The 12,280-nt window shown below is 64.3% G+C and carries 12 protein-coding genes; 5 read left to right on the top strand and 7 right to left on the bottom strand.

Annotated features, from left to right (window positions below; genetic code table 11):
* The 3 genes from AC1DMA_RS10975 to AC1DMA_RS10965 are packed head-to-tail and all read right to left on the bottom strand — an operon-like array spanning position 1 to position 3,686.
* Complete coding sequence (locus AC1DMA_RS10975) at positions 1-855, bottom strand: enoyl-CoA hydratase family protein (protein WP_478125096.1); 855 nt, start codon at positions 853-855, stop codon at positions 1-3.
* Positions 852-1,328, bottom strand: coding sequence for a MarR family winged helix-turn-helix transcriptional regulator (locus tag AC1DMA_RS10970; RefSeq protein ID WP_478125095.1), 477 nt, complete (start codon positions 1,326-1,328; stop codon positions 852-854). The genes AC1DMA_RS10975 and AC1DMA_RS10970 overlap by 4 nt, the downstream gene beginning before the upstream one ends.
* Positions 1,329-3,686 (bottom strand): bifunctional salicylyl-CoA 5-hydroxylase/oxidoreductase, encoded by a 2,358-nt coding sequence (locus AC1DMA_RS10965; RefSeq protein WP_478125094.1) that lies wholly within the window; start codon positions 3,684-3,686, stop codon positions 1,329-1,331.
* 107 nt (positions 3,687-3,793) lie between these two features.
* Here AC1DMA_RS10965 and AC1DMA_RS10960 point away from each other — a divergent pair, with 107 nt between their 5' ends.
* Both AC1DMA_RS10960 and AC1DMA_RS10955 read left to right on the top strand, forming a co-directional pair.
* Positions 3,794-5,062 carry a class I SAM-dependent methyltransferase gene (locus AC1DMA_RS10960; RefSeq protein WP_478125093.1) on the top strand — a complete coding sequence of 423 codons (1,269 nt, stop codon included), beginning with the start codon at positions 3,794-3,796 and terminating at the stop codon, positions 5,060-5,062.
* A 6-nt stretch (positions 5,063-5,068) separates the two neighbouring features.
* Positions 5,069-5,392, top strand: a complete 324-nt coding sequence (locus AC1DMA_RS10955; RefSeq protein WP_478144192.1) for a DUF1840 domain-containing protein — start codon at positions 5,069-5,071, stop codon at positions 5,390-5,392.
* A gap of 122 nt (positions 5,393-5,514) precedes the next feature.
* Here AC1DMA_RS10955 and AC1DMA_RS10950 read toward each other — a convergent pair whose 3' ends face one another.
* The 4 genes from AC1DMA_RS10950 to AC1DMA_RS10935 are packed head-to-tail and all read right to left on the bottom strand — an operon-like array spanning position 5,515 to position 9,096.
* Entirely contained in the window at positions 5,515-6,528 is a 1,014-nt protein-coding gene (locus AC1DMA_RS10950) for a Bug family tripartite tricarboxylate transporter substrate binding protein (RefSeq protein WP_478144191.1), read from the bottom strand.
* Positions 6,529-6,557: 29 nt separating this feature from the next.
* The gene (locus AC1DMA_RS10945) at positions 6,558-7,082 is read right to left on the bottom strand and encodes a MarR family winged helix-turn-helix transcriptional regulator (protein WP_478144190.1); all 525 of its coding nucleotides are present in this window, start codon (positions 7,080-7,082) and stop codon (positions 6,558-6,560) included.
* Positions 7,079-8,080: an alpha-ketoacid dehydrogenase subunit beta gene (locus AC1DMA_RS10940; protein WP_478144304.1), complete on the bottom strand. Its 1,002-nt coding sequence runs from the start codon at positions 8,078-8,080 to the stop codon at positions 7,079-7,081. Before AC1DMA_RS10940 ends, AC1DMA_RS10945 begins: the two co-directional genes overlap by 4 nt.
* The gene (locus AC1DMA_RS10935; RefSeq protein ID WP_478144189.1) at positions 8,077-9,096 is read right to left on the bottom strand and encodes a thiamine pyrophosphate-dependent dehydrogenase E1 component subunit alpha; all 1,020 of its coding nucleotides are present in this window, start codon (positions 9,094-9,096) and stop codon (positions 8,077-8,079) included. The genes AC1DMA_RS10940 and AC1DMA_RS10935 overlap by 4 nt, the downstream gene beginning before the upstream one ends.
* Positions 9,097-9,281: 185 nt before the next feature.
* On the opposite strand from AC1DMA_RS10935, the gene xylF reads away from it, so the two are divergent.
* Genes xylF through AC1DMA_RS10920 form a run of 3 tightly spaced genes read left to right on the top strand, consistent with a single transcriptional unit; the run spans position 9,282 to position 12,260 of the window.
* Positions 9,282-10,304, top strand: a complete 1,023-nt coding sequence (gene xylF, locus AC1DMA_RS10930; RefSeq protein ID WP_478125088.1) for a D-xylose ABC transporter substrate-binding protein — start codon at positions 9,282-9,284, stop codon at positions 10,302-10,304.
* Positions 10,305-10,308: 4 nt separating this feature from the next.
* Entirely contained in the window at positions 10,309-11,493 is a 1,185-nt protein-coding gene (locus tag AC1DMA_RS10925; RefSeq protein ID WP_478144188.1) for a sugar ABC transporter permease, read from the top strand.
* A complete protein-coding gene (locus tag AC1DMA_RS10920; RefSeq protein ID WP_478125086.1) occupies positions 11,493-12,260 on the top strand; it encodes an ATP-binding cassette domain-containing protein in 768 nt (255 codons plus the stop codon). The genes AC1DMA_RS10925 and AC1DMA_RS10920 overlap by 1 nt, the downstream gene beginning before the upstream one ends.
* Positions 12,261-12,280: the final 20 nt, after the last annotated feature.

Below are 12,280 nucleotides of genomic sequence, written 5' to 3'. Positions count from 1 at the left end.
TCAATCTCCTCCGAACACAGGTTTGCGTTTTGCCGAGAAGGCTTCGTAGGCGCGCTTGAAGTCTTCGGTCTGCATGCAGATCGCCTGTGCCTGCGCTTCTGACTCGATGGCCTGGTCGATCGTCATGGACCATTCCTGCGACAGCATGGTCTTGGTCATGCCATGCGCAAAGCTCGGGCCGTCGGCGAGTTCGCGAGCCATGGCAGTTGCGGCGCCGACGAGAGCATCGCTTTCGTGCAGCGCGTTGAAGAAGCCCCATGCGTGGCCTTCTTGCGCAGTCATGGCCCGGCCCGTAAAAAGAAGTTCCGACGCGCGTCCCTGGCCGATGACGCGAGGCAAGAGTGCGCAGGCACCCATGTCAGCGCCCGCGAGGCCGACCCGCGTGAAGAGGAAGGCGGTGCGCGTGCCGGGCGTTCCGTACCGCAGGTCGCAAGCCAACGCGATCATGGCGCCAGCCCCGGCGCAGACGCCGTCGATTGCTCCGACGATCGGTTGAGGGCAGTGTCGGATCGCCTTCACCAGATCGCCCGTCATGCGCGTGAACTCCAGGAGCTCGGGCATGCGCATTCGCGTGAGCGGCCCGATGATTTCGTGCACGTCGCCGCCCGAGCAGAAATTGCCGCCTGCGCCCGTCACGACGATCGCTTTCACGTCCGTGGCGAAGCTCAAAGCGCGGAACAGGTCGCGCAATTCGGCGTATGAGTCGAAGGTCAGCGGGTTCTTGCGCTCCGGGCGGTTAAGTGTGATGGTGCCGACGCCAGCCTCGAAAGACCACGAAAAATGCGTGGCGACATACCCGGCCTTGGATTCGAACTGCGCGCGCAGGGGACTGTCCGCGCCGATGTAATGCTTCATAGAGCCTCCGCCAATTGATGATGTGAATGTTGCTTGACCTTGCCCAGCAGCTTGTGCAGTTGGGCGATCTCCTTGCCGTTCAGTGCGGCGAAGGCATCGCAGATCCATGCCTCGTGTTGCTGTGCCATTTCATTGAAGAGCTTGCGCCCCCGCGCCGTCAGTCGAACGCGCCAGGCGCGGCGATCGCCCGCGACGTCGACGCGCTCCACGAGCCCTTCCGTGACGAGCTGGTCGGTGATGCCAGTGACGTTCCCGCCCGTCACCATCATGCGGCGCGACAGCTCGTTCATCTTGAGCCCTTCGGGGGAGCGCTCCAGTTGCGACATGAGATCAAAGCGAGGCAGCGTGGTCGCGAACTGCTCGCGCAGTTCATTGCGCACCTGCTTCTCGATGAGTTGAGTGCAAGTCAACAGACGCAACCACAGGCGAAGCTCCTCGGGGTGCTCGCTGTGGGCTCTGGCTTCGAGATCCATCTATTGCTCCTCTTCAGGTATGCGCGGCGCCGCGGCCATCGCAGCCGCGAGTTGCTGCTGCTTCGCAATCTCGCGATACAACTGATCGCGGCCGCTCAGGTATTGCTTAGGCCATTCGATGTCGCGGGTCTGCAGCTTGGCGGTCTCGTGCAATGTCCACGCTGGGTCTGCCAAGTGGGGGCGCGCGATCGCACACAAGTCCGCGCGTCCCGCCGCAATGATGCTGTTGGCTTGGTCGGCGTCTGTGATGGCGCCGACGGCGATCGTCGAAATGCCAACCTCATTGCGAATTCGATCGGCAAACGGCGTCTGGTACATGCGCCCGTACACCGGCTTCGCGGCGCGGGTGGTCTGGCCCGAAGAAACATCGATGAAATCGCTGCCCGCTTCCTTGAAGGCACGTGCAATCACGATGGCGTCGGCGTCGGTATTTCCGCCAGGGGCCCAGTCGTGCGCGGAAATTCGGACGCTCATCGGCCGGTCGGCCGGCCATGCGGCGCGCATCGCGCGAAACACTTCGAGCGGATAGCGCAGGCGGTTGTCGATATCGCCGCCGTACTCATCCGTGCGCAGGTTGGTCAATGGACTGAGAAAAGACGCGAGCAGATAACCATGCGCGCAGTGCAGCTCGAGCCAGTCAAAGCCTGCTTCGGCCGCACGCTTCGTCGATGCGACGAACTGATCCCTCAACAGATCCATGTCCGCGCGCGTCATCTGGGCCGGCAGCTGGTTTTGTTCGCCGTAGGCGAGCGCGCTGGCTGCCAGCAGGGGCCAGTTGCCAGCGGGCAGCGGCTCGTCGGTGCCTTCCCAGCCGACTTGCGTCGAACCCTTCGGGCCGCTGTGGCCCAGTTGCATGCCGATTTTTGCGCTCGACTGCGTGTGGACGAAATCGACGATGCGCTTGAATGCCGCCGACTGCGCATCGTTGTAGAGCCCGGTGCAACCCGGCGTGATGCGGCCTTCGGGTGTCGGGCTCGTCATTTCCACGAACACCATGGCGGCTCCGCCGAGCGCGCGAGCCCCGAGATGAACGAGCAGGAAATCCTGCGGTACGCCATCAACGGCGCTATACGTCGCCATCGGCGAGACGACGATCCGGTTCTTGAGCGTCAACCCCCGGACCGTGAGCGGCATCAACATCGGCGGCAGCGATTTGCCGCCCGATAGCCATTGCTCGTAGCCGCCGAGCCATTTGGTATCGCGCACGCGCAGGTTTTCGTGGCTGATGCGCTGCGATCGGGTGAGCAGCGAGTAGGCAAATTGCTCGATCTCCATGCCCGTATAGCGCGGCACGTTCTCGAACCACTCGGTCGAGTTGCGCGCTGCGTTCTGGATCTTGAGCACCTCCACGCTGCGGCGGGACTCGTAGGCTTCCAACACATCGTCGATGCCGCCGCCGGTGGCGAACTCATTGGCGAGATCGATGGCGTCCTCCAGCGCAAGCTTGGTGCCAGAGCCAATGGAGAAGTGCGCGGTGTGGGCGGCGTCGCCCATCAGCACCACGGGAACGGGCTTGCCGTTGACTTCGATGCGATGCGTCCAATGCTTGCAGACCACGCGCGGGAAGCGGATCCAGTTCGCCGAGCCGCGCAGGTGCGTGGCATTGCTGATGAGTGCGTGGCCGCCCAGGTATTTGGAGAAGAGCCTTTCGCAGAACGCGATCGCTTCGGGCTGCTCCATCTTGTCCAGACCGTGGGCCTGCCAGACGGCCTCGGGCGTCTCGACGATGAAGGTCGACGTCTTGTCGTCGAACTGGTATGCGTGAGCCTGGAACCAGCCATGCTCCGTCTGTTCGAACGCAAAAGTGAAGGCATCGAAGGTCTGATGAGTGCCGAGCCATACAAACCGGCATTGGCGCAGATCGACGTCGGGCTCGTACACCTCCGCATAGCGCTGGCGGATGCGGCTGTTGAGCCCGTCGCTCGCGATCACGAGATCCGCGTTGTACTGCGCCGCCAGCGCTTGGTCATCCGCGACATCGGTTTCGAACACCAGCTTGACGCCGAGCGCCAGGCAGCGTTCCTGCAGGATGTTCAGGAGCCGCTTGCGGCCGATGCCGCAGAAGCCGTGCCCCCCCGACCGGACCTGTCGTCCCTTGAAGAAGACCTGGATGTCGTCCCAATGATGGAACTCGCTGCCGATCAGCGATGCGGTGTCGGGGTCGGCCGCCGCCAGGTTGGCAAGCGTCTGGTCGCTCAGCACGACACCCCAGCCGAAGGTGTCGAACGGGCGGTTTCGCTCGACCACCGTGACGTCGAGGCTTGGCTGCCGGGCTTTCATCAGCAGCGCGAAGTACAGGCCGGCAGGGCCGCCGCCGATGCACAAGACGCGCTGAAGGTTCGGGGTGAAGCTATTCATGGATAAATAGTTTAGACATAAACGATCTGGTGTCAACCCGGGCTGGCCCAGGGGGCGTCGGGGGACCCCAGTTGACGAGCCTCTGCGCGCTCGCAAGAATCAGATACATGCAAAGCCTGATACCGAAGATCGAGTCCCAGCTTTCCACCTTGTCAGTTCCGGTCACGCTGCAACTGCCGGATGGCCGGCAAGTCGCCAAGCCCGGCTCACGTGTCACGCTGGCCTTCAACGAATGGTCCGCCCTCGCCAAGCTGGCGGGGCGCCAGATCGGTGCCATTGGCGAGGCGTACGTCGAGGGACGCGTCCAGATCGAAGGCGCGATGCGCGACCTGATCGATGCGGCGGTCGGCCTTCTGCCTGGAAACCCCGCCGAGACCAACACGAGCTGGTGGAGCCGCCTGCAAAGGCGAGCCAAGTCACGCGGCGCGCACTCACTCGGGAAAGACGCCGCGCAGATCCAGTTCCACTACGACGTGTCGGACGACTTCTACGCGTTGTGGCTCGATCCGCGCCGCGTGTATTCGTGTGGCTACTTCCGCGACGCCGACATGACGCTGGCCCAGGCGCAGGAGGCCAAGCTCGATCACATCTGCCGCAAGCTCATGCTCAAGCCGGGCGAGCGCTTTCTGGACATCGGCTCTGGCTGGGGTGGGCTTCTGATGTGGGCGGCCGAGCACTACGGCGTGGATGCCACCGGCATCACGCTGTCCAAGAACCAGCATGCGCACGTGCAGCGGCTGATCAAGGAGAAGGGCCTGGAGGGCCGCGTGCGCGTCGAGCTGCTCGACTATCGCAAGCTCGACGAGGGCAAGCCTTTCGACAAGATCTCGTCCGTGGGCATGTTCGAGCACGTCGGCAGCGCCAACATGCCGACGTACTTCCGGAAGATCAACGCGCTGCTCATGCCGGGCGGGCTGGTACTGAACCATGGCATCACGTCAGGCCAACTCGACTATCAGCAACTCGGCGCCGGCATGGGGGACTTCATCGAGAAGTACATCTTTCCGGGCGGCGAGCTCCTGCACGTGACGCACGTGCTGCGCGAGACTGCCGCCGCGGGGCTCGAGATGGTCGACACAGAGAACCTGCGCCCGCACTATGCGCGCACGCTCTGGGCGTGGTCGGATTCGCTCGAAGCCCAGCTCGACGCGGCCCGCGAAGTGCTCAAGCGCGCCGGAGGACGGCAAGGAGAAAACGCCGAACGCATCCTGCGCGCCTATCGGCTCTACCTTGCGGGATCGGCCATGAGCTTCGAGCAGGGCTGGATCGCGTTGCACCAGATGCTGTCCACCAAGCGGGACGGGAACGTGGAGGCCAGAGCGCTCCGCGGCGCACAATCGGAGTACCCTTTTGTCCGCGATTACATCTACAAGTGAGGATCCATGCTCTATCGTTTCAACTCTCGCGCTACGCCCCCTTTCGTGATGCTCGAAGTCCATGCCCGACAGCTGTTCGACATCATCGGGAAGGCGCCAGCGCCGCAGGGTGTGGTGACCATCGAGCAGATGCCTGCCGCCATTTCGGCCCTGGAAGCGGCCATGGCGCGCGAAGGACGAAACGCCCATAACGCTGACGACTATGCCGTCGAAGGGCACGATGAAGATGCCGAGAAGCAGCACGTCGGGCTGCGCCAGCGTGGGCAGCCGTTGCTGCACATGCTCAAAGAGTCCCTTGCCGATGGCAAGGATGTGACCTGGTCTGTTTGAGCTCGCCCCCAGGCTCGCGCACTTCGTGTCGCTCTCCACCCCCCTGACCGGGGGCAACACCGGCGGCCCGGCGAAGCCGGTTCCGCGGTGTTTCTGGAAGAGGCCTGGCCTCGGCGGATTTTCTAGTCGACTTTTGCGCCGGAGGTTTTGACGACCGCGGCCCACTTGACGTGTTCGCTCTGGATGAGCTTGGCGAATTCGGCGGGGGTGTTGCCGCTGGGGATGGCGCCTTGGGCGACCATCTTTTCCTTGAGGGCGGGGGTGGCCAAAGCCTTGGCGACTTCCTGCTGGATGCGGTTGATGATGTCCGGAGAGGTGCCAGCGGGCGCCAGCAGGCCGAACCATGAACTGGCTTCGTAGCCTTTGAGCGCAGGGCCGCCGACTTCCTCGATGGTGGGCACATCGGGCAATGCTGGAGAACGCTGCGAGCTCGTCACTGCAAGCGCCTTGAGCTTGCCGCCCTTGATCTGCTGCATCGACGAGGGCAGGTTGTCGAACATCACATCGGCATTGCCGCCCACGAGGTCCATCAGCGCGGGGCCCGATCCACGATAGGGAATGTGGATCATGTAGCTGCCCGTCATGCTCTTGAAAAGCTCGCCAGCCAGATGGATCGATGTGCCGCTGCCGCTCGACGCCATGTTGAGCTTGCCCGGGTTGGCCTTGGCATATTTGACGAAGTCGGCCACGTTGTTGATGTTCAGCGCCTTGGCCTTGTCGACGTTCATTTCCATGACGTTCGGCACTGCTGCGACGAGCGTGATCGGTGCGAAGTCCTTGATCGGGTCGAAGGGCATCTTCGGGTACAGCGCACGGTTGATGCCGTGGGTGCCGACGGTGCCCATCAGCAGCGTGTAGCCGTCATTTGCCGATTTCGCGACGATTTCGGCGCCGACGTTGCCGCCCGCGCCCGCACGGTTGTCGACGATGAACTGCTGGCCGAAAGCCTTTGAAAGCTCGGGTGCGACCGCGCGCGCAAGGATATCGGTGGTGCCGCCAGGCGCGAACGGCACGACGATGCGCACGGGCTTGGTGGGCCAGGTGTTGTCGGCGGCAGCGGGGCCGGCGACAACCATGAGCGCGGCGCTTGCAAGCACCGTCAGGGCGCCGCGGCGCGGAAGTGAAAAGAGGGCCATTCGAGTGTTCCTTTGATTCGATTCTGGTTTTACACGTGAAGAGCGCCCACCGTCGCGACTGGAAACCCCGTGCGTCCGGCGCTGCAGCTTCCGGCGACAGAGGCGATCAACCTGTCGAGCGTAGCGTCGAGTTGCTGCAACTCATCGGCGGCGAGCCCTGCGAACAGTTCGGCCTCGCGTTCGTGTGCCTGGACGAGTACCTCGGCATACAGCGCCTTGCCGATACTGCTCAGATGGAGCCGGCTGCGCCGCAGGTCGGTCGGATCTTCATGGCGGTGAAGGCGCTTGTTGCGCTGCAGCCCGGCCAGGGCTCGGCTGACCGCCATCTTGTCGAGCCCCGTCAAGTCGGCGACCTGCGTCGCCGTGAGGCCGGGCCGTGCGCCCAGCACCGCCATCGTGCGCCATTCGTTCAGCGTGAGTTGATGTTGCCGGCCGACGCGCTGCTGAAAGGGCCTCGCCGTCAGGTTCACCACGCGGACCAGCTTGAAGAAGACCGAGTCTCCGGTGGCAGCGATCTGCGGCGCTGGCATGTTGGTCTCCACCGCGGCGTTCATCGCTGCAACTTCCTGGCCGCGTTCACGATCTGGCCGACGCTCACGCGCGATTGCGCCTCCAGCACCGGTGCGTAGCCCACAGGAATACGCGGCGCACCCAGCCGCGCGACGCGGCAACCCGTCGCTTCGGCCGCCGTCGCGGCGATCTCCGCGCCAAATCCCGCCGCCTGCACAGCTTCGTGGACCACCAGCAGGCGACCGGTGCGTCCGCACGATGCGAGCACCGTTTCGCGGTCCCAGGGCCAGAGCGTGCGCAGATCGATCAGGTCGACTTCGATGCCGTCGGCTGCGAGCCGGTCACAGGCGGCGATACAGGCTTGCATCTGGCGACTCCAGCTGACCAGCGTCAATGCATTCCCCTGGCGCACGTGCGCAGCCTTGCCAAGTGGCACTTCTTGCGCCTCGTCCACAGGCCCACGTGTGCCCCACAGGGTCTTGTGTTCGATGTAGACCACTGGGTCGCCGCACTGCAATGCCGCGCGCAGGAGCGCATAGTTGTCCTGGGGTGTCGACGGAGTCACCACCACCACGCCGGGCAAGTGCGCAAACCAGGCCTCCAGCGATTGCGAATGCTGTGCCGCCGAAGCGTCCCAGATGCCGCCCGGCATCCGCGCCACCAGCGGCACGCGGCCCTGACCGCCGAACATGAAGCGGTTCTTGGCGGCTTGGTTCACCAACTCGTCCATGCCGCAGAGCGCGAAGTCGACCACGCGCATTTCGACCACCGGACGCAGACCCGCGAGCGCCATGCCGACCCCGGCACCCATGATGGCCGCTTCGGAGATCGGGGTGTCGATCACGCGCTCGCGGCCAAAGTCATGCTGCAAGCCCTTGTACTGGCCGAAGATGCCGCCGCGTCCGACGTCTTCGCCGAGCACGACGACGCGAGGGTCTGCCTCCATTTCGCGGCGCACTGCGAGCACGGCGGCCTCGGCGTAGCTGAGGTCTTGAATCGCCGTCGATGCGGGCAAGCGGTCTCGGGCAATGTCGTTGCTCATATCCATTGGCCCGCTCCGGTGGTCTGCACGTCCGCGAATGCAGCGTCGGCCTTGGGCCAGGGCGCGGCGTCGGCTGCGGCAAGGGCGGCCTCGACCTCGGCGTGCGCTTCGTTCTCGATCGTGTCGAGCGCGGCATGCTCGATGCCCTCGCCAATCAGTCGGCCCCGTGCATGTGCGATCGGATCGGTCTCCAGCGCGGCAGCCAACTCGGCTGGATCGCGGTAGGCGGCAGGATCGACCGATACATGGCCTTTGACCCGATAGGTCAGCGCATGCAAAAGCCGAGGGCCGCTTCCGCTTCGAATTTCCGCGATCAAGCTTCCAGCCGCAGCGTCGACGGCAAACACGTCGTTGCCATCGACCTGCGTCGCCGCGATGTCCATGGCCTCTGCCCGCGCCGAGGCGCCGTCCCCGGCCGTCATCGGCCCGCTCGCGGTGGTGGCGCTCCATCGGTTGTCTTCGCAGACGAACAGCACCGGCAGCTCGTAGACCCGCGCCCAGTTGAGCGCTTCGAGAAAGGGACCGCGATTGATCGCACCGTCGCCGAAGAAGCAGACGGTGATCGCGTTCTTCTTCAGCAGCTTCTGCGCGTGCGCTGCGCCCACAGCAATCGGCAGGCCCGCCGCCACGACGCCGTTCGCGCCCAGCATGCCGACCGAGAAGTCGGCAATGTGCATGGAGCCGCCCCTGCCGCCATTGAAGCCTGTCGCCTTGCCGAAAAGCTCGGCCATCATGCGGCCGAGGTCCGCGCCTTTGGCCAGCGTATGGCCATGGCCGCGATGCGTGGAAGTCAGATAGTCGGCAGCAGTGAGATGCGCGCAGACGCCTGCGGGGACGGCTTCTTGCCCGGTCGAGAGATGCAGCGGCCCGCGCACCTTCGCCGCGCCGGCCGCTTCCTGACCATAGGCGCTGACGCCGCCCTGGCTCGCAGCCTCGGCCGCGTTCTCGAATGCGCGGATGCGCACCATCGTTCGATAGAGCGCTGTGCGCGAGGCGCCCCCATTCCCGGTCTCCATGTGTTCCCCAGCGCACGAACCGCGTGCGTTTCGCCGGAAATCGTATCGAACGTGACGATTAGAGATATAGCGCATTTACCCGCAGGGATAGTCCCGATGGCTGCGCGGCTCCACGGCTGCGATAGTTAGTTCGGCACTCGAACTAACTCGAAGCCAACGAACCACCAAAGCCTGGAGACATGCCCATGAAGCTCGCCCGTACCTTGACCACCCTGGCCTTCGGCCTGACTGCCATCGGCGCTTGCGCCCAGACCGTGGTGGGTGTCAGCTGGTCCAACTTTCAGGAAGAGCGTTGGAAGACGGACGAGGCGGCCATCAAGGCGCAACTGGAAAAGCTGGGCGCGAAGTACGTCAGTGCCGATGCAGGTGGCTCTCCGGAAAAGCAGCTCGGCGACATCGAAGGTCTGATGTCCAAAGGCGCGAAGGCGTTGATCGTGCTGGCCATGGACAAGGACGCCATCCTTCCGGCGGTCAACAAGGCGCTGAAGCAGAAAGTGCCCGTCGTCGCCTATGACCGCCTGATCGAAACGCCGGGCGTCTTCTACATCACCTTCGACAACACCGAGGTCGGCCGCATGCAGGCGCGCGCGGTCTACAAGGTGCAGCCGAAAGGCAACTACGTGATGATCAAGGGATCGCCGACCGACCCGAACGCCAACTTCCTGCGCGCGGGCCAGCAAGAGGTCATCGCCGATGCCGTCAAAAAAGGCGACATCAAGATCGTCGGCGACGAATACACCGACGGCTGGAAGCCCGAGGTCGCCCAGAAGAACATGGAGCAGATCCTGACCAAGGTCGGCAACAAGGTCGATGCGGTGGTGGCATCGAACGACGGCACCGCGGGTGGTGCCGTGGCCGCGCTCTCGGCCAAGGGCATTCGCGGTATTCCTGTGTCGGGGCAGGACGCGGACTTCGCAGCGCTCAACCGCATTGCGCTCGGCACGCAAACCGTCACGGTGTGGAAGGATTCGCGCGAGCTCGGCCGCGAAGCCGCCTCCGCCGCGGTTGCGCTGGCGCAGGGCAAGCCCGCGGAAAAGGCGTCCAACTGGAGCGGCGGCGAGAAGAAGGTCGCGATTTCCTCGCGCTTTCTCACCCCGGTGCCCATCACGCGCGACAACCTGGATGTCGTCGTGAAGGAGGGCTGGATCAAGAAGGATGAGCTCTGCAAGGGCGTCCCCGCCGACAAGGCTCCTGCCGCATGCAAGTAACGCAATGAGTTCTCCCGGGTTCTGGCGCCGCACGGGCGTCGACCTTCGGCTGCTGCTGATGTGCCTGCTGCTGGTGGTGATGGCGATCGTGTTCAACATGCTCTCGAGCGGGGTGTTTCTCTCGCCCGAGAATCTCTACAACATCGCGCAGCAGACGGCAGTGGTGGGCATCGTGTCCACCGTGATGGTGCTGATCATCGTGGCGCGCCACATCGATCTGTCGGTGGGCTCCGTGATGGGCTTCGTCGGCGTGCTGGTGGCTTACCTGCAATACACGGCCGGTTGGTCCTGGCCGGCGGCGAGTCTTGCGGGACTTGCCGTCGCGTTGCTGGTGTCGCTGTACCAGGGCGGACTCACGGCGGTGCTGGGCGTGCCTTCTTTCGTAGTGACGCTTGGCGGACTCATGTCATTCCGCGGCGCGGCGTTCCTGGTCGCGGACGGCAAGACGCAGCCGGTCAACGACGAGTTCTTCCAGCGGTTGGGCGGCGGCTACGACGGCGGCATCGGCACGACGGCAACGTGGGTGCTGGCCGTGGTCGTCGGCGTCATCTTTTTTGCACGCATGTGGCAAAAGCGTCGTGCGCGGCAGCGTCACGAGATGCCGGTGGAACCGCTCTGGATGGACCTGCTGCTGACCGCCGTGCCCGTCGCCGTCGTCTTCGCCTTTTCGGCCACGATGAACAGCTACCAGATCTCGTCGAAGACGGAGCCGCAAGGCATGCCCATCCCGGTGCTGATCTGGGCTGCGGTCGCGGTGGTGCTGTCTTTCATCGTGCATCGAACGCGCTTCGGCCGCTATGTGTTCGCCATGGGCGGCAACCCGGATGCGGCGGCGTTGGTGGGCATTCCGGTCAAGCGTGTGACGCTGATGCTCTTCGCGCTGCTTGCGGTGCTGGTCACCATTGCGGCGATCGTTTCCATCGCGCGCCTCAACGCCGGCACGAATTCGCTCGGCACAGGCATGGAGCTCTACGTCATCGCCGCGGCAGTCATCGGCGGCACTGCGCTGGCAGGCGGCAGCGGCTCGATCTTCGGATCGGTTCTTGGCGCACTGATCATGCAATCGCTGGACAGCGGCATGCTGCTGCTGGATGTGCCGATCGGCAAGCGCATGGTGATCATCGGTCAGGTGCTGATCGTCGCTGTCGTATTCGACGTGCTCTACCGCAAACGCTTCGGAGAGAGCTGATGACCACGAACCCACCCTTGGTCGAACTGCGCGACATCCACAAGGCCTTTGGCGGCGTGAAGGCCGTCGACGGCGTGAGCGTCAACCTGCATCCCGGCGAAGTCGTCGCGCTGCTTGGCCACAACGGCGCAGGCAAGTCGACGCTCATGAAGATGCTGGCGGGCGCCTACCCGATCGATTCGGGCGACACACTGATCGCAGGCGAGAAGGTCACCATCCGCACGCCTTCCGAAGCGCAGGCACAGGGCATCGAGTCCATCTACCAGACGCTCGCGCTGGCGGACAACCTCGATTCGGTCGCCAATCTCTTCCTTGGCCGCGAGAAGCTCACGCCATGGCGCACGCTCGACGATCACTTCATGGAAGGGCAGGCGCGCAAGGTCTTCCAGCGCCTGAACAAGAACTTCACCAACATCCGCGTGCCGGTGCGGCGCCTTTCGGGCGGTCAACGGCAGGTGGTGGCGATATCCCGGGCGCTGTATTTCAACGCTCGCATCCTGATCATGGACGAGCCCTGCGCGGCCCTCGGGCCGGAGGAAACGGCCATGGTCGGCGCGCTGGTGAAGCAACTCAAGGCTGACGGCGTGGGGATCTTTCTCATCACGCACGACATGCCCGACGTGTTCGGGCTCAGCGACCGGGTCGCCGTGATGAAGAACGGCCGGCTGGTGGGCACCTACCGCACGGCCGACGTGACCGAGGACGAAGTGCTCGGGATGATCATCGCGGGCAAGCGCCCCGAAGGAAAGGAGCAGGCGCACCGGTGATTTGCCACACGAGTGGGCGA

Source organism: Variovorax sp. 05N34 (genome assembly GCF_056397405.1).
Note: the sequence above shows the minus strand (reverse complement) of the source record. Positions and strands in the feature narration are given on the sequence as shown.